Raw genomic sequence first — 16,819 nt, forward strand, 5'->3', positions numbered from 1 at the left:
CAGCACGAGTCCGAAAATCCTACAAAACGAGATGAAGGAACAAAGGCTAAGATCGCCACGTCCTGTGGCAACGCCTTTGTGACCAACATCCTGTTGGCCCGAGGCGTTGCCCGCGGAAAACGTCTGCCTGCAGTGGAAATCCCGATCTATGGTATATACACGAATAGTTCGGGTTCTAATAACTGTACTTGACTTATGAAATTGACTCATATAGAAAAACAAAGGAAAAAGAGCCAGAGTGCTTTTTTTCCTTTTTAATGATCAAGTGAAACATTTTTGCCTGTGGTGAAGATCGCTAGAACCCCATATTCCCATTCTCTTTTAATTGTTATTGTATAAAAAATACGGTACACTATATCTAATGCAATAATGTTTAAGATAATAAACGCTACAAATATATGTATTGGAGGATACTGTATGCCTACCCCCAGTATGGAGGACTATTTGGAACGTATCTATGAATTAATAGAAGAAAAAGGTTATGCCCGGGTTTCCGATATCGCTGAAGCGTTAAGTGTTCACCCTTCGTCCGTTACGAAGATGGTACAGAAACTTGATAAGAAAGAATATGTTATTTACGAGAAATATCGGGGGTTCGTCTTGACCGCTAAGGGAAAAAAGGTCGGTAAACGGCTTGTTTACCGACATGAACTGCTTGAAGGTTTTTTGGAACTGATAGGGGTCGAAAAAGAGTATATTTATGAAGATGTCGAGGGTATTGAACATCATTTAAGCTGGGACGCGATTGATCGTATTGGCGACGTTGTGCAATATTTTGAAGAAAATGAGGAAAGAGTAAAGACGCTGAGGGATATACAAAGAAAAAATGAAATGGAACAAGCATAACAAGGCTAAACAACTGGTTCACTCCAAAAAGAGGGAGGAGCCGGTTTTTTTTGTTCCGGTTTTCTGTTTGTTCACTCTGTGAGAGCGGGTCACCATAGAGAGATTGATCAGCCAACGCACAATCCTTCCAAGAAACCATAAAATATCTATATAAAGTTTATAAGTGGGATGGAGAAGGATTATGAAATTGGACGGTGTTTTTGCCGGAGGAGGGGTAAAGGCATTTGCTTTTATAGGAGCTCTCCAAGTCATGGAGGAAAGAGGTTGGGAATTGGAAAGGACGGCAGGGACGAGTGCCGGAAGTTTAATAGCGGCTCTTATAAAAGCAGGCTACACAGCAGAAGAACTTTACGAAATAATGATGCAGCTGGACGCGGAAGACTTGCTTGATAAAAACAGGTTAACACAGTATGCACCTTGGTTTTCCTGGGTTTCTGTTTATTGGAGATTAGGTTTATACAAGGGAGTCAGGTTGGAGAATTGGATTCACTCACTCTTAGCCAGAAAAAAAGTATATACATTTGGAGATCTGCCGCGAGGTTCACTAACCATTATCGCCTCTGATTTAACAAATGGCAGGATTGTAACGTTGCCAGATGATCTTCCCAAATATGGGTACAATATCGAAACTTTCTCAGTCGCACGTGCTGTGAAAATGAGCTGTACACTTCCATACTTTTTTAAGCCTGTACGGTTGAAAACGCAAAAAAAGCAAGCAAGCGTGATTGTAGACGGCGGCATTTTAAGCAATTTCCCCATGTGGGTCTATAAAGACCGAAACGAAAAAGTAACAAAGCGTCCTGTAATCGGTTTTCAACTATCTCCGGACCTCGAGAACAAGGAGAAGGCGGTGATTAAAAACGGCGTACAGCTATTTCACTCTTTATTTGAAACGATGAGGAAGGCTCATGATTTGCGCTATATTAGTCAGAACGATGCCCAAAATGTTGTTTTTATACCTATCGACATTATCAAAAGTACCCAGTTCCATTTAAGGAAAGAACAAAAAGAAAGCCTAATAAAGATTGGCAGGAATAAAACAGAAGAATTTATTCAAAACTGGCATTTCTAATAAGTCTATCAAGACGACAGGAAATCTTCCTCTCGATCATATAAGTCAAATGTAACAGCAATAAACGGCTGGATGAACGTAATCCACAGACCGAGAAAGGCAGCAAGTGAAAACTGTATTAATGTAGTATCAGGAAGCCATTTACCTATCGAAGCAATCAGGATTAATCCCGTTAAGCCAAGCAACCCGGCAGCTGTCTTTTTTACTGCTGTTCCCGAGACTTTTACTCGATTTTTTATTTTTTCCAAGCTGTAACCAGCACCGACTCCTAAAAGCAGTCCGGAATAAACAGCCCCTTCCGAAAACAAAAGTAACAATGCTGATGGCAAAACGAGGGAAAAAGAGAAAACAATCGGTTCTGGAACGCCGCCTATCCAATCGATTGTTCGATAAACAATAAAAACGATGAAAACCCCTAAAAAAAGGGCAGCGACAATATCCTGGTAAGAATAAGAATTGTTAAAAAAAGCAAAAACAGCAGTGAATGAAATAATAGCACAGGATAAAATGGTAAAACGCCGATCGCTAACCGCAGGGATTAAAAAACCCCAAAAAGCGGTAACTAGTTGGACTTCCTTAGCAGGATCAAGGAAGCTTTCATGATTGTTTGTGGCCTGCGTTCCAGCAGGAAATGAATTTATTAAAACTTCGTGAACGTATAACGTGAGCGCAAAGATAACGAGTAGTTTAAAAGCCGTGTGCTTATCAATGACCCAGTATAATAACGCAATGACTGCTAAAAAAAACCAATCGCTGCTTAAAAGAATAATGGTGTCGGCTGCTAAACTTGAAAGCATGCTATGCCTCCTCTCTAACAGACAAAGAAAGTACAAAAGAAAAAAGAACCGGGCTCAGGTTAGAAAAGAGCCCGGTTCTTTTTCCGGTTCTTTTTCCCCTCAATAACGGTCAAATTATGATCATCTCGACGTTTATTGATAGCTCGAGAGGGGCGCTTTTTCGGTGGCTTGTTTTTTGTTTGGTGGGACTTGATAATTTTTCGTTGTTTTGCATTGAGAGTGCTGGATTTTCTCGCACCTGACTGGGGACGCGCTTGACTACGGTATTGATTCATTGTCATACGCTTCATGATAACTCGGGTAAACAAAAAGTATATCCCAACAGCCACAGCTGTTCCGACGAGTAGGTAGGTTATTAAGCCTAATGGATTTGTTACAAGCTGATAACCTAGACCTAATGCTGCCAGACCAAATATGACAATCAAAAATGGGTTAACCGAGCGACGGGACATCGGATCACCTCCGCAATGTAATAGCCTTCTAGGGGAGCTTCACAGGTTTACGGTACGGTTAAGACAGCAATTTATGGAGTTGTCAAGATTGAAAAACCCATGCTTGATAATAATCAATAGTTGTTAGGTACTTCCATTTTACACTAAAACTTTGGTTATCTCCATAAAAATGCTTTTGTTAAATTCGCCCTGTTAGACTCCATACTATATAATAAAGCTTTCCCTCTTTTTTTAGAAAATACACCCGATTTATGAAACTGAAAAGTATAATAGAACAATTTTGCTCCATACTAAGGTTTGGAGGGATATCATGGAAAAACAATGGACATATAATCAAAGAATACTATGTATTGGACTGTTCGGGGGATTATTTTGGAGCATTGTCGGCTATTTCCTTTACTTGTTGCACTTCACTAAAGTCGGCCCCGGGATCGCGCTTATGCCGTGGGCACTGCCGGAATGGAAAAATACGTATATTGGCCATCTCATCGGCATTCTCGTTATTGGTATTATATCAATCGGTATTGCGTTTCTATACCGATTATTGTTACAAAAATGGGAATCTATTTGGATTGCAGGAGCTTTTGGCCTGTTATTGTGGGTCATGGTTTTTTATGTACTGCATCCTGTTTTTCCTGGATTAGAAACAGTTGCGGAAATGAACAAAAAAACACTTACAACTACACTATGTTTGTTTATAGTATATGGTGTATTTATTGGTTATTCCATCTCCTATGAATTTAATGAAATGCAACAGAATGATGCTTAACCTATTCAACGGCACTTTGCTTATGGTAAAATATTTCATTAGAAAGCAGAAATGGCCCTTTTGGTGTAAGGACGCGCGGATGGTGGGGGAAGAGACATGAAGAGAATAGTCGTGATACATGGTCCTAATTTAAATATGTTGGGGAAAAGAGAGCCCGGCGTTTACGGTTCAGAAACACTTTCAGCCTTAAATGACCAGCTCCATAAGATAGCGGATCATCATCATATTGCTTTAACGTGCCGACAGTCTAACTATGAAGGACAAATTATCGAATGGCTGCATCAAGCTGATGAAGAAGCGGATGGAGTTATTCTGAACCCGGGTGCCTTTACGCATTACAGTTATGCGATCCGGGATGCAGCTGCTTCGATTCGTACGAAGATCATCGAAGTCCATTTATCAAATATTTACAGACGGGAATCATTTAGACATACTTCTGTTATTGCTCCGGTTGTGTCCGGCCAGATTTCGGGTTTCGGATTTGCCAGTTACAGACTTGCGCTTGAAGCGTTTATAGGAGAGGATGTCATTGAATAAACGAATTGAGCAATTAAGGAAAGATTTACATAGCATTCAGGCAGATGCAATTTTAGTCGAGAGCCCTACGAATAGACGCTATTTATCAGGATTTACGGGCACTTCCGGGGCCCTGCTGATTTCCGAAAAAGACGCATTCTTCATTACGGACTTCCGATATATGGAGCAGGCAAAAGAACAATGCATAGGATTTGAGATTGTTAAGCACACTGCTTCCCTTTATGAAGAAGCCGGCAATCTTGTCAAAAAAACAGGAATCACTTCCTTAGCTTTTGAGAAAGAGTACACGACATATGCCACTTATGAAAGTCTTCAGAAACATATAGGTGCTGACTTGCTCCCTGCCGCCGGTATGATAGAACAAATGAGAATGTACAAAGATGCTGATGAGCTTGACATATTAAAGGAAGCAGCACAGGTTGCAGACCAGGCATTTACACATATAACTACGATTCTTAAACCCGGAGTAACAGAACTTGAAATTAGTAACGAACTGGAGTTTTTTATGCGTAAACAAGGTGCAGTCTCCTCTTCGTTTGATATTATTGTGGCCTCTGGCTGGAGAAGCGCACTTCCACATGGGGTAGCAACGGATAAAGTGATCGAAAAAGGCGAACTTGTGACAATGGATTACGGGGCTTATTACAAAGGCTACTGTTCGGATATCACGAGAACCGTTGCTGTCGGGGAGCCATCAGCTGAGCTCCATAATATTTATACATGTGTGTATGAAGCGCAGTTAAAAGCAGTGGAAGCAATCAAACCAGGAATGACGGGCAGTGAGGCAGATTTAATAGCCAGGCAGTATATTACGGAAAAAGGGTATGGCGAGTATTTTGGCCATGGGCTTGGTCACGGGCTTGGCATGGAGGTGCATGAAGGTCCTCGTGTCTCACCCAAAGGGAAACAGGCTCTGGAACCGGGGATGGTCGTCACCGTCGAACCAGGAATTTATGTACCCGGCACGGGTGGAACCCGGATTGAGGATGATATTGTCATAACGCAGAACGGAAACGAAAGGCTGACCCACTCACCGAAGGAATTGATGGTTGTCGGCGAGTAGAGCCGGAAAAAAATACTAGTTGAATTATTGGAGGAGATGCAATGATTTCAGTAAATGATTTTAAAACAGGTCTTACAGTAGAAATAGATAATGATATTTGGCAAGTGGTGGATTTTCAACATGTGAAACCAGGAAAAGGGGCCGCATTCGTGCGCTCCAAGCTGCGCAGTCTTCGTTCTGGGGCCATTCAAGAGAAAACGTTCCGCGCGGGCGAAAAGGTCAATCGGGCCCATGTAGAACGCCGAAAAATGCAGTTTCTCTATACAAGCGGTGATACGTATACGTTTATGGATAACGAAACGTTTGATCAATTAGAGCTATCAGCAAAACAGATCGAATACCAGCTCAATTTCTTGAAAGAAAATATGGAAGTTCAAATTATGACTTACGGATCCGAGACACTTGGCGTGGAATTACCAAACACGGTCAAATTAGAAGTCACTGAAACAGAGCCTGGTATTAAAGGAGATACAGCATCCGGTGGTTCCAAACCCGCTGTCCTGGAAACAGGCTATACGGTCCAAGTTCCTTTCTTTATCAACCAAGGCGATACCCTCGTCATTGATACAAGAAGCGGAGATTACGTTTCAAGAGCGTAAATGAAAGTGAATCAACTTTCTGCGGAAGTGAGACTCCGTAGGTAGCGGATGGTAAGGAAACAATCTAAGTTCGCGAGCGTCTATCGCAACGGTTGCATGACCTACATCCTGTAGGCCCGAGGCGGGGCCATGCCCGCGGCAAAGAAGACACAGTGAGAGCAAGCGTAAGCGCAGTCTCGAACTGATGTCGCTCTTGTGCCTGTAGGTGAAAGCGTCCGCCTGCAGTGGAAATCAACCTTTACTGAAGCCTGACTCTCTTATAGATTGATTGCAATGACAATCAACTCTAGAGAGATCAGGCTTTTTTTTTCATAAAGTAGAGAAGAATCGAGACAGAGCATGTAGAAATTCCATCCTCTGGATTTAGAAAAACAATGATGAGTTGCTCCTTCATTCATGTTCTACATAGCTGAAAGTTGAATAAGGTGTACAAAAGGGCGATTAGAAGGAGGTTGAAGATGGAAGATATTCTTGTATTGCTGCCGCCCCATGTGCGTGCCCTGTTTCAAAACGCAGAGTTGGACTCGTCTCCAGAAGAAATACGCATTCGTATACATGCACCTGTTGAGGTTATTACAGCTGATGAAGTAGTGTATTTAGGATTCAAAACGAAGGAATTATATGTCATGACAGCGGAAGACATTGAATATATATTTAATCAATTAAGTGAGTTCTCCATGTATGCTTTTCAAGAAGAATTAAAGCAAGGATTTATCACTACCAGAGGCGGCCACCGCGTCGGCGTGGGGGGACAAGTTGTTGCGGAAAATGGAAAGATTCTCTCTGTCAAGCATATCCGTTTTTTGAACATCCGGATAGCTACTGACCACAAGGGATTGGCAGAGACCTATATCAACAAACTATACGACGGTGAGTATGGCGATACATTGATCATCGGACCTCCACAATCCGGAAAAACCACTCTTCTGCGTGATTTAGCAAGGACTATCAGCAATGGAGATGAGTCCGGTAGTCGGCCTTCCAAAAAAGTATCGGTCGTTGATGAAAGATCAGAGATAGCTGCCTGTTACCAAGGTATTCCCGCTTTTCATGTGGGGCGAAGAACCGATGTGCTGGACGGCTGTCCGAAAGCGGAGGGTATGATGATGATGATACGTGCCATGAGCCCAGAAGTTATCATTGTCGACGAAATTGGCAGGAGAGAAGACGCTATAGCCATTATGGAAGCAGTCCATGCTGGTGTAACGGTTATCTGCTCTGCTCATGGGAATTCGTTAGCAGATATTAAGAGGCGACCGCTTATTAGCGAATTAATGGATAAAAATGTGTTTCGCTACATTGTTACATTGAATAGGGAGAGAAAAGCGATAAACGCAGTGGTTGAGGAGGCCGGAATCTGGAAGCGGGAAGGACAGATATGAGCTGGCTTGGTGCAATTTTAATAGTAACGGCTTGTACGTGGACAGGTTTTGAAATTGCAAAAAAGTTAACCGCTCGGCCGCGACAACTGCGTCAACTGAAAGTTGCTTTGCAAAGTTTTGAGGCGGAAATCATGTATGGCATGAATCCACTCCCCGTCGTTAGTGAAAAAATTAGCGAACAACTTCCAGTGCCTGTCTCCTACTTGTTCATGTATTTTGCAGACTACTTAAAAAAAGGCGAACGTGATGCCGAACAAGCATGGCTGAAAAGTTTGGATGCGACCTGGCCGTATACAGCACTCGGACCGCAGGAAAGAGAAGTTCTCCGTCAGTTTGGAACAACGCTTGGTAAACATGAGAAAATGCAGCAGCAAAAGCATATACGTTTAGCAATGATCCATTTAGAAAAAGAAGAAAACGAAGCGAAAGATAAACAGGCACGCTATGAAAAAATGGCAAAAACACTTGGATTTTTAACTGGCTTATTACTAATTATTTTGTTCATTTAGAGGACGAATGTGCACTCTCAAAGGAGAGAGTTGGAAAGAGGGATAGACGTGGCCTATGACGTGAATACGATATTCCAAATAGCAGGGATTGGAATCATTGTGGCGATGATTCACACGGTGCTGAAACAAATGGATAAAGAGGATTGGGCACATTGGGTCACTTTGATAGGTTTTGTTGTCGTACTCTACATGGTTGCGACAATTATAGATGATTTATTTCAGAAAATTAGAAGTGTTTTTTTATTTCAGTGATAGGGGGCGGTGATTATAGAAATCGTACAGCTGGTCGGTTTCGGTCTCATCGCCACTTTTTTAATCCTTATTATTAAAGAACACAAGCCGGTCATCGCTCTATCCCTTACGTTAGCTGCAGGGGCGATGATGTTTCTTTTCATTTTAACCCCTTTGCAGTCAGCAGTTGAATTAATACGTACGCTTTCTGGACAAGCCGGCATTAAGAGCATGTATATCGAAACGCTGCTTAAAATTATCGGCATTGCTTATTTAGCAGAATTCGGTGCCCATATCGCCCGTGATGCCGAGCAGGATTCAATCGCATCGAAAATAGAACTTGCAGGAAAAATGGTTATTATCATGCTCGCGATCCCAATTTTTCAAGTGCTGATTGAAACGGTACTCGCTCTTCTCCCAGGGAGCGCTTAAGGGTGGACATGTATGCGGAACATTAAAATGCAATTGTTGTTTACGGTATTGGTGATGGCGGCAGGGCTCGTTTGTTTTTCGTTCCCAACGGAAGCTGCTAGTGAGGCGGAAGAAAGCATCGTATCGGTAGAAGATATAAAACGGAAGCAACTCGAAAAAATAGATATCGAACAAATCAGCGAGCACTGGCAGAAAGTTGTTAGAGAATATAACTCTTTTTTACCAGAATCACAAAAAGGTTCTTTTCGAGATTTTTTAGACGGAGATTTCTCATTTTCTCCCAAACAGTGGGGACAGGCTTTCCTTCGGTATCTATTTCATGAGGTGGTCGCCAATGGCCAACTAATGGGTACACTCCTTTTGTTAGCAGTTTTTAGTGCTATATTAAAAGCTTTGCAAAATGCCTTTGAACGAGAAGCTGTCAGTAAGGCCGCATACGCGGTGATTTTCGTTATTCTTATTGTCATTGCGTTAAATAGTTTTTATGTAGCAATGGACTATGTGCAGGATACTGTCGCCAACATGGTGCATTTTATGATTGCTTTACTGCCGCTTTTACTAGCTCTATTGGCAGCGAGCGGTTCGATTGTCTCAGCTGGAATCTTTCATCCGCTTGTCATCCTGCTCGTGCAAGTGAGTGGTGTTTTGATTCAACACGTGATATTGCCGCTTCTTTTTCTATCAGCTGTTCTCAGTATTGTAAGTAATATGAATGAGCATGTGAAAGTCACCAAGCTCGCAGAATTGCTTCGTCATAGCGCGATGGGCATATTAGCTGTTTTTTTTACCATTTTTCTCGGTGTGATATCCGTTCAAGGAGTGACGACAGCGGTGACCGACGGCATTACGATCAGGACTGCAAAATTTTTAGCAGGGAATTTTATCCCCGTGATCGGCCGTATGTTTACCGATGCCGCAGACACAGCATTAGGTGCATCGGTCCTTCTCAAAAATACAGTCGGAATTGCCGGGGCTGGTGTGCTATTTGTTATCTGTGCATTTCCGGCTATTAAGGTATTGGTTATTGGATTTATTTTTCATTTTACGGCTGCGGTTATCCAGCCTCTTGGCGAAGGACAGCTTCTAGATGCGTTATCAACCCTTGGAAAAACCGTCTTAGCCATGTTTGCTGCTCTGGCTGCTGTTTCTTTTATGTTTTTCCTGGCACTGACGTTAATCGTCGCATCCGGGAATATTTCTCTAATGGTGAGGTGACAGATAGTGGAGCTCTTCAACGGTTGGATGAGCAATCTCATTATTTTTTTACTAGCAGCGTTTCTATTAGAAATATTGCTGCCTTCTTCCTCATTACAAAAGTATGCCCGTCTTGTACTCTCTTTCATTTTAATGCTTTTAATCATAGAGCCGTTGGTCGCTTGGAATAACAAGGGGAGTATGGAGTGGGAACAACAGTGGGAGAGGCTTTCTCCATTTACCGTTCAAGAGCAAAAACTAGAAACTGAAATAAATAATAAGAAAAACGAAATAGTAGACGGACAAGATGCATATATTTCTAAACAGGTAAGAGAGCAACTTGAAGAACAAGTAGAAAGAACCTTAATAGAACGATGGGGGTGGGAAGTGGACGAGATTCGAATGAATCAGATTAACGAGAGGGGGAACAGTGCTGAAGACATAAAAGTAGACCTCTTGCTTAAAAAACATGAGCAAGACGAACGGACAGAAAATACAAAAACGAAAATAGAGCCTGTTCACATTCAACTAGATGATGATCAAGAACACGTAAACAGTAATGCTCATTTACAAGACAAGCGTGAAATAGAGGAGTACCTGGAAGAAGAATGGGGACTGCAAGATGGACAGTTGCAGATCCAGATGACCGAGGAGGGAGGTTAATGGGGGATAAACAGGAAAGTATCCAAGATCGGCTGAGACAATGGCTCGGTAAGAAAGAGAAGCGTTCCGGGAAGAAGGCCATTCCATTATATGTCATATTCATTCTGCTGATTGGCATTATCCTTATGATAGCAGGAACGATTGGCAAAGGAAGAAGCGATCCGGATGATAAAGAATGGCTGGAAAGAGAAAACAATCAGCAAGAGGTCATTCAAACCAAGGCTAATTCTCGAGTGGACGGTAACTTGTTAGAAATCGAAAAAGCGATACAAAGCAGGCTTAAAAGCATGCTTGAAAATATATCAGGTGTCTCTCATGTCTCCGTAATGATCAATTTACAAGGAACGGAGGAAAAAGTATATGAAAAAAATACAATTCTCCGGCAGCAGACAACCTCTGAAGAAGAAAGCGAAGGAGGAAAAAGGGAAATAGACGATGGCACAAAAGAAGAACAGATCGTCATTGTCAGGCAGGGAGATCAGGAAGAACCTATTCTTCTGTACACGAAAAAACCACAAGCAAGGGGGGTGCTTGTCGTTGCAGAGGGAGTAGACAACTTAAAAGTAAAAGAATGGGTTGTCGAGGCAGTGACTAGGACACTAGACATACCGCCTCATAAAGTATCAGTGTTACCAAGAAAAACGGGGAAAGGAGAATAATAATGCTATTAAAAAAACAGACGGTTTGGCTCATGACGATGTTAAGTTTAACCATTGTACTTGCCGTTTACTATATTACAGCGCCAAAAGAAGTCGCGGAGGAGGAGACTGGGGAAGTAACCGCTTCTATGGAAGAGGAGGAGTGGATTGAGTGGCTCTCTGAAGAAGAAATGGAAGCAACGATAGAAGAGGCAGAACCTCCGGCTGACAAGAATGACAGCACCGATCAAGCAGAGGCAGGCACAGCCAGTGAAAGCAGCAATCTATTTAGTGAGCTCCGTTTAGAAAGAGAGGAATCTCGCAGCCGTTTACAGGAAGAGTATACAGATACGATCGCTTCTGAGAATTTCACAGCAGCCGAGAAGAGTGAAGCTTTTGAGAAAAAAGAACGTCTGCAAGAAATCCAGCAGCAAGAGAGAGTGCTCGAAAGCCTCATTCAATCAGAGGGCTATAATGATGCTGTCGTGATTGCAAGTGAGGATAGCACCCGTATTATCGTACAGGCTGATGAACTTTCACGAGCGGATGCTGTGACATTGAACCGGTTGGCATCTGAACACTTGGGGGTCAACGATGTCGTGATCGGCCACCAACCGACAGCCCGCAAATAAACCTACGTTCATTCCTGCTTGTGAGTTAACAGCTCACAGGCTTTTTGTTTTGTGTTGGCTGACAAAATGCTCTTGAAAAGGGCATAATGAAAAAAAACTGTCAGCATGCTATAATAAACCATACATTTTGAGTTAATTCGTTGTTAGGAGCGATGTTTTTTATGGAATGGACCGACTTGACAGAAGGCGCTAAAGCCGTCTTGGAACAGACGCGCAATATGAAAAACGACCAGATTCAAATTGTTGAATTTGAAGTCGGTTTTACACATGAATACGGCGAAGGTGAAAATGCTTACACCGTTTCCATCCAGGAAGAAGATTATGACAGCTTAAAAAAATTCACGCAGGAAAATGAATATGGTGAAAAATACCACATGGCCCGGAATCGAAACATTGTAAAGCTGATTTTGCTGGAAACAGGTAAAATCCCCGATAATCTATCCGAATATCCCGTCTTCCGTCAATATAAGTTTGACTATGTTCAAAAACAAGCAGAAGCAAAATCAGAGCAAGAACAATTGGAACAGGAAGGTAATGTGGAGGAAAATGATTAAAGGCTGTTATGAAAAAAATGCGGGGGTGTAGTAGGTGAGCGAATATCGCATCGTTGATTTAGAAGAGGAGAAGAATGAATTAGGGAAAATCGAAATATCACCAGAAGTCATTGAAGTAATCGCAGGCCTCGCAACTACGGAAGTCGAGGGAGTTTACTCATTACGCGGTAATTTTGCTACTGACGTTGCCGAACGTCTTGGCCGCAAAAATCACGGCAAAGGGGTAAAAGTGGAATTGGGAGAAGACGGCGTGAAAATTGATATCTCCGTTACTCTTAACTACGGGGTCTCCGTTCCAGAGGTAGCGCGAAATATTCAAAACAGCATCCAACAGGCGCTGCAAAACATGACCTCTATCACGCTTGATTCAATTAATGTGCATGTGCTTGGCATCCAATTTGATAATGGCGAAGAGGCACCCGAACAATAGGTCAAAAAGTACAAGGGGGGCTGCCCCTTGATGTTAGGGAAAGGCTGGAGATAGCTGGCAGTTGTGCGCTGTCAGTTCAGCCTTTTTCAACGTTCACTCAAGATGAAAAAGGAGAAAAATGGATGAATCGACGTTTAGCACGGCTCAGAGCTGTCCAAACACTGTTTCAAGTGGATTTAACGGATATCCCCTGGCAAGAAGCACTGACGAATACAATGGAAGAAGGAGAGACAGCGGATGACTTTCTTAAGCACTCCGTTCAGGGGACACTCTCTCATAAAGAAGAATTAGATTCCCGTATTAAAGAACATTTGCATCACTGGACGTTAGAGCGAGTCGGAAATGTAGACAGGGCTATTATTCGAAATGCCGTACATGAGATGTTGTATATGGAACAGGTGCCGCTTCACGTTAGTGTGAATGAAGCTATCGAGCTTGCGAAGGCATTTGGCGGCGCGGAATCAGGAAAGTTTGTTAATGGCGTTTTATCAAGTATATTAAAACAATATGAGAAATAATGTAGGAGTGGATCAGTATGACAGCAGAACTTATCAGCGGTAAAGAAGTGGCTGCCAATCTGCGCGACCAAATAAAAAAAGAAGTGGAAGAATGGAAAGATGTCATCGTTCCGGGTCTCGCAGTTATCCTCGTTGGTGATAACCCGGCATCAAGATCTTATGTTAAAGGAAAGGAAAAGGCGTCTGCGGAAGCCGGAATTTACTCAGAGTTAAAGGAGCTGCCGGATAGTATCTCAGAAGCAGATTTATTAGAAATGGTAGAAGCTTATAACGACAACCCGTCCATTCACGGTATACTCGTGCAGCTTCCTCTTCCTGACCATATTTCAGAAAAGAAAGTGATTGAAAGCATCTCTCCGGAAAAAGATGTAGACGGTTTCCATCCTATCAATATCGGCCGGATGATGACAGGACAAGATGCCTTCCTTCCTTGCACACCTTTTGGTATTATTCAAATGCTTAAATACAAAAATATTGATGTCGAAGGAAAGCATGCCGTTATTGTCGGCAGAAGCAATATTGTTGGAAAGCCGGCCGGACAGCTACTTTTAAATGAAAATGCAACCGTTACTTACTGTCATTCAAGAACTGCTGATTTACAACAAATGACCACGCAGGCTGATATATTAATCGCTGCCATTGGGCGTGCTGAATTTATAAAAGCGGAACACGTAAAAGAAGGAGCCGTCGTTATTGACGTCGGTATGAATCGTAAAGAAAACGGCAAGTTGTGCGGTGACGTAGATTTCGAAGCGGTGAAAGAAAAAGCATCATACATAACCCCTGTTCCCGGCGGCGTCGGGCCGATGACGATAACGATGCTTCTCTACAATACATTACAATCAGCTAAAAACCATGCAGAAAGAGAACAACTTAAGCCATGATAAACGACCGAGAGAGATGGTGTACAGTCTCTCAGCTGACAACCCAAATTAAACAAACGATTGAGGTTGCATCAGGACTGCAAAATGTGTGGCTGCGGGCAGAAATTTCGAATTTCAAGCGTCACAGCCGCGGACATATGTATTTTACACTAAAAGATGAAAAATCAAGAATCTCAGCCGTGATGTTTGCCGGGAAAAACCAATTTCTCCGTTTTGAACCTGAGAACGGAATGAAGGTGTTAATAAAGGGGCGCGTTTCTGTATACGAGCCTTTTGGCCAATACCAACTGTATGTTAATGATATGGAACCAGACGGGATCGGCCAGCTTTACATTCAGTATGAACAATTAAAACAGAAATTAGAAAAAGAAGGATTGTTCGCTGAGGAACGCAAAAAACCGCTTCCCTTTTTTCCAAAAGAAATTGCCGTTATTACATCACCGACGGGCGCTGCCATAAGGGACATTATTACGACTTTAAAACGGCGGTTTCCCATTGTGAAAATCACGTTATTCCCGGTACTGGTTCAAGGGAAAGATGCACCTTTTTCCATTGTATCCGCATTAAACCGGGTAGAAAAAATGAGCGGCTTTGACGTCGTGATTGTCGGAAGAGGCGGCGGCTCCATTGAGGAGCTGTGGGCCTTTAATGAAGAGGTTGTTGCTTGGAAGATTGCGTCCCTTTCCATTCCGACAATTTCAGCCGTCGGCCATGAGACAGATTTCACGATCAGTGATTTTATCGCGGACGTCCGGGCAGCCACCCCCACTGCAGCAGCTGAACTCGCCGTACCTGTTCTAAGTGAATTAGATAAAGAGGTGTCGCAGCTCTTCTCCCGATTAGACCGTGCAGTCCGGGAAAAACTGTCCCGAGAACAAGAGAAGCTGAACCGCTTGGGACGGTCCTATGCCTTTCGATATCCATCCCGCTTATTGGAGCAGAAAGAACAAGAATTGGACAGGCTCCTTGAAAGAATGCAAAAAGCACTGCGTTATAAACGGGAAGGGTATAAAGAGCGCCTTGCCCAATTACACGAGCGCCTAATACGCCAGCATCCGTCCCATGTGCTGTCAACAGAGAAAAAGAACACCGCTCAGCTGCACGATGCAACAAATGCGGCGATGACACGTTATTTACGAGAGAAAACGAATCATTACCGCCACCTTCTTCAAAAGCTTGAGCTTCTTAATCCTTTGAACATTATCCAGCGCGGGTACGCTGCCGTCTACACGGAGGAAAAAGAACTTGTGAAGTCTATTAAACAAGTGGAAGATAACGATAAACTGGCGCTTCAAGTAGAAGATGGCACGATCCACGCAAAAGTCACGACTGTCTCAGAAGTTACGTTTTTTGCTGATCCACAAAATAAAAACAACGAAGGGAGGTTGTGAGGATGGAAGAACAGCACAGGGATGAAGTATCATTTGAGGATGCCATGGCAAAGCTAGAAAAGATTGTCGAGAAACTGGAAGAAGGGGAAGTACCCTTGGAAAAAGCGATTGCAATGTACCAGGAGGGAATGAATTTGTCTCACGTTTGTCACACGAAATTGCAACGTGTGGAAAAACAAATGGACAGAATGATAGGTGAAGACGGTGAGATAAAACCGCTGGTAAACGGAGAGGAAGAAGAGTGAGTAATGGAAGAATTTAAACGTTTTATGGAAAAACAGCGACAAGAGATAGACAGGCAGCTCCCTGCCCTGTTAGAAAATCTAGACTGTCCGGAAATGTTAAAAGAGGCCATGCTTTATTCTGTCCATGCTGGTGGAAAAAGAGTGCGTCCGCTTCTAACACTTGCTGTTATCGAGTCTTACCGCGACATTACGAATAGTGATTACGTGGCGGCGTGTGCTCACGAATTGGTGCATACGTATTCCTTGATCCACGATGATTTGCCGGCAATGGATGATGATGATTACCGGCGCGGACAATTAACAAATCATAAAGTATATGGAGAAGCGGTGGCGATATTAGCGGGTGATGCTCTCTTGACGAGAGCATTTGAATTAATTGGCTCCCTTCAACATGTAACAGAATCAAAGAAAACAAATCTTATAGTTGAATTAGCTAAGGCGTCCGGGGCTGAGGGCATGGTTGGCGGTCAGGTGTCAGACTTAGCCGGCGAAGGAAAAGATCTGCAGCTTGCCGAATTGGAAATGATCCATCATCATAAAACGGGAGCGCTCATTACGTATGCCATCATAAGCGGAGCTATCGTTAGCGACGCCCCGGAAGAAGACATCCGCTCGCTACGCTCATTTTCTAAGCATCTCGGCCTTCTATTTCAGATTAAAGATGACATCCTGGACGTGGAAGGTGACTCTGAAACAATGGGAAAGCCAGCTGGAAGTGATGAAGGGAAAATGAAGAGCACGTACCCTCGTCTTCTCACACTTGCTGGAGCAAAAGAAAAGCTCATTTTTCACGCCGAAAAGGCGAGAGAGTCATTACACTCCATTTCCGGAAATACAGAACTGCTCGATTCATTTATTTCCTATATCATGAACCGTACCCATTAAATCTCTTGCTTGTATGGGTCAATTTCAAAAGTGCTTATTTAGATAGTAAACACGAACAATAATAGATAAGAAAAGGATAGACTATTCGTTTTTTCT

24 protein-coding genes are annotated in these 16,819 nt (G+C 42.9%); 22 read left to right on the forward strand and 2 right to left on the reverse strand.

Going from position 1 to position 16,819, the window contains the following annotated elements; genetic code table 11:
- The 3 genes from LOR49_RS16500 to LOR49_RS16510 all read left to right on the forward strand — a co-directional run.
- On the forward strand, nt 1–192 hold a 192-nt coding region (locus LOR49_RS16500), incomplete at its 5' end, for a hypothetical protein (RefSeq protein WP_240378048.1).
- A 225-nt stretch (nt 193–417) separates the two neighbouring features.
- Nucleotides 418–846: a transcriptional regulator MntR gene (mntR, locus tag LOR49_RS16505; RefSeq protein ID WP_240378049.1), complete on the forward strand. Its 429-nt coding sequence runs from the start codon at nt 418–420 to the stop codon at nt 844–846.
- A 181-nt stretch (nt 847–1,027) separates the two neighbouring features.
- Nucleotides 1,028–1,918 carry a patatin-like phospholipase family protein gene (locus tag LOR49_RS16510; protein ID WP_240378050.1) on the forward strand — a complete coding sequence of 297 codons (891 nt, stop codon included), beginning with the start codon at nt 1,028–1,030 and terminating at the stop codon, nt 1,916–1,918.
- Between the two features lie 8 nt (nt 1,919–1,926).
- Here LOR49_RS16510 and LOR49_RS16515 read toward each other — a convergent pair whose 3' ends face one another.
- The gene (locus tag LOR49_RS16515) at nt 1,927–2,715 is read right to left on the reverse strand and encodes a phosphatase PAP2 family protein (RefSeq protein WP_240378051.1); all 789 of its coding nucleotides are present in this window, start codon (nt 2,713–2,715) and stop codon (nt 1,927–1,929) included.
- A 59-nt stretch (nt 2,716–2,774) separates the two neighbouring features.
- Nucleotides 2,775–3,167: a tripartite tricarboxylate transporter TctB family protein gene (locus LOR49_RS16520; RefSeq protein WP_240378052.1), complete on the reverse strand. Its 393-nt coding sequence runs from the start codon at nt 3,165–3,167 to the stop codon at nt 2,775–2,777.
- 310 nt (nt 3,168–3,477) lie between these two features.
- Here LOR49_RS16520 and LOR49_RS16525 point away from each other — a divergent pair, with 310 nt between their 5' ends.
- The 19 genes from LOR49_RS16525 to LOR49_RS16615 all read left to right on the forward strand — a co-directional run bounded on the left by LOR49_RS16525 (nt 3,478) and on the right by LOR49_RS16615 (nt 16,723).
- Nucleotides 3,478–3,936 (forward strand): YqhR family membrane protein, encoded by a 459-nt coding sequence (locus LOR49_RS16525; RefSeq protein ID WP_240378053.1) that lies wholly within the window; start codon nt 3,478–3,480, stop codon nt 3,934–3,936.
- A gap of 96 nt (nt 3,937–4,032) precedes the next feature.
- Entirely contained in the window at nt 4,033–4,473 is a 441-nt protein-coding gene (aroQ, locus tag LOR49_RS16530) for a type II 3-dehydroquinate dehydratase (RefSeq protein WP_240378054.1), read from the forward strand.
- Entirely contained in the window at nt 4,460–5,536 is a 1,077-nt protein-coding gene (locus tag LOR49_RS16535; protein ID WP_240378055.1) for a M24 family metallopeptidase, read from the forward strand. The genes aroQ and LOR49_RS16535 overlap by 14 nt, the downstream gene beginning before the upstream one ends.
- Nucleotides 5,537–5,577: 41 nt before the next feature.
- Nucleotides 5,578–6,135, forward strand: coding sequence for an elongation factor P (gene efp, locus LOR49_RS16540; RefSeq protein WP_240378056.1), 558 nt, complete (start codon nt 5,578–5,580; stop codon nt 6,133–6,135).
- Nucleotides 6,136–6,593: 458 nt separating this feature from the next.
- Complete coding sequence (gene spoIIIAA, locus LOR49_RS16545) at nt 6,594–7,517, forward strand: stage III sporulation protein AA (protein ID WP_240378057.1); 924 nt, start codon at nt 6,594–6,596, stop codon at nt 7,515–7,517.
- Nucleotides 7,514–8,026 (forward strand): stage III sporulation protein SpoIIIAB, encoded by a 513-nt coding sequence (gene spoIIIAB, locus LOR49_RS16550; RefSeq protein ID WP_240378058.1) that lies wholly within the window; start codon nt 7,514–7,516, stop codon nt 8,024–8,026. Before spoIIIAA ends, spoIIIAB begins: the two co-directional genes overlap by 4 nt.
- Before the next feature lie 48 nt (nt 8,027–8,074).
- Nucleotides 8,075–8,278 carry a stage III sporulation protein AC gene (gene spoIIIAC, locus LOR49_RS16555; RefSeq protein WP_240378059.1) on the forward strand — a complete coding sequence of 68 codons (204 nt, stop codon included), beginning with the start codon at nt 8,075–8,077 and terminating at the stop codon, nt 8,276–8,278.
- Between the two features lie 15 nt (nt 8,279–8,293).
- A complete protein-coding gene (gene spoIIIAD, locus LOR49_RS16560; protein ID WP_240378089.1) occupies nt 8,294–8,689 on the forward strand; it encodes a stage III sporulation protein AD in 396 nt (131 codons plus the stop codon).
- Nucleotides 8,690–8,701: 12 nt separating this feature from the next.
- Nucleotides 8,702–9,904: a stage III sporulation protein AE gene (spoIIIAE, locus tag LOR49_RS16565; RefSeq protein ID WP_240378060.1), complete on the forward strand. Its 1,203-nt coding sequence runs from the start codon at nt 8,702–8,704 to the stop codon at nt 9,902–9,904.
- 6 nt (nt 9,905–9,910) lie between these two features.
- The gene (spoIIIAF, locus tag LOR49_RS16570; RefSeq protein ID WP_240378061.1) at nt 9,911–10,546 is read left to right on the forward strand and encodes a stage III sporulation protein AF; all 636 of its coding nucleotides are present in this window, start codon (nt 9,911–9,913) and stop codon (nt 10,544–10,546) included.
- On the forward strand, nt 10,546–11,205 hold the full coding sequence (gene spoIIIAG, locus LOR49_RS16575; RefSeq protein ID WP_240378062.1) for a stage III sporulation protein AG: 660 nt from the start codon (nt 10,546–10,548) through the stop codon (nt 11,203–11,205). The genes spoIIIAF and spoIIIAG overlap by 1 nt, the downstream gene beginning before the upstream one ends.
- A 2-nt stretch (nt 11,206–11,207) precedes the next feature.
- Complete coding sequence (locus LOR49_RS16580) at nt 11,208–11,816, forward strand: SpoIIIAH-like family protein (RefSeq protein WP_240378063.1); 609 nt, start codon at nt 11,208–11,210, stop codon at nt 11,814–11,816.
- 161 nt (nt 11,817–11,977) lie between these two features.
- Complete coding sequence (locus tag LOR49_RS16585) at nt 11,978–12,370, forward strand: hypothetical protein (RefSeq protein ID WP_240378064.1); 393 nt, start codon at nt 11,978–11,980, stop codon at nt 12,368–12,370.
- A 34-nt stretch (nt 12,371–12,404) separates the two neighbouring features.
- On the forward strand, nt 12,405–12,800 hold the full coding sequence (locus LOR49_RS16590) for an Asp23/Gls24 family envelope stress response protein (protein ID WP_240378065.1): 396 nt from the start codon (nt 12,405–12,407) through the stop codon (nt 12,798–12,800).
- A 122-nt stretch (nt 12,801–12,922) separates the two neighbouring features.
- Entirely contained in the window at nt 12,923–13,318 is a 396-nt protein-coding gene (gene nusB / locus LOR49_RS16595) for a transcription antitermination factor NusB (RefSeq protein ID WP_240378066.1), read from the forward strand.
- Between the two features lie 17 nt (nt 13,319–13,335).
- The gene (folD, locus tag LOR49_RS16600) at nt 13,336–14,202 is read left to right on the forward strand and encodes a bifunctional methylenetetrahydrofolate dehydrogenase/methenyltetrahydrofolate cyclohydrolase FolD (RefSeq protein WP_240378067.1); all 867 of its coding nucleotides are present in this window, start codon (nt 13,336–13,338) and stop codon (nt 14,200–14,202) included.
- The gene (xseA, locus tag LOR49_RS16605) at nt 14,199–15,593 is read left to right on the forward strand and encodes an exodeoxyribonuclease VII large subunit (protein WP_240378068.1); all 1,395 of its coding nucleotides are present in this window, start codon (nt 14,199–14,201) and stop codon (nt 15,591–15,593) included. The genes folD and xseA overlap by 4 nt, the downstream gene beginning before the upstream one ends.
- A gap of 2 nt (nt 15,594–15,595) precedes the next feature.
- The gene (gene xseB, locus LOR49_RS16610) at nt 15,596–15,838 is read left to right on the forward strand and encodes an exodeoxyribonuclease VII small subunit (protein WP_240378069.1); all 243 of its coding nucleotides are present in this window, start codon (nt 15,596–15,598) and stop codon (nt 15,836–15,838) included.
- 3 nt (nt 15,839–15,841) lie between these two features.
- Entirely contained in the window at nt 15,842–16,723 is an 882-nt protein-coding gene (locus LOR49_RS16615; protein ID WP_240378070.1) for a polyprenyl synthetase family protein, read from the forward strand.
- Nucleotides 16,724–16,819: the final 96 nt, after the last annotated feature.

The sequence above is a fragment of the Bacillus piscicola genome (assembly GCF_022458745.1).
In the GTDB taxonomy this organism is placed as follows: Bacteria; Bacillota; Bacilli; order Bacillales; family Marinococcaceae; genus Alteribacillus_A; species Alteribacillus_A piscicola.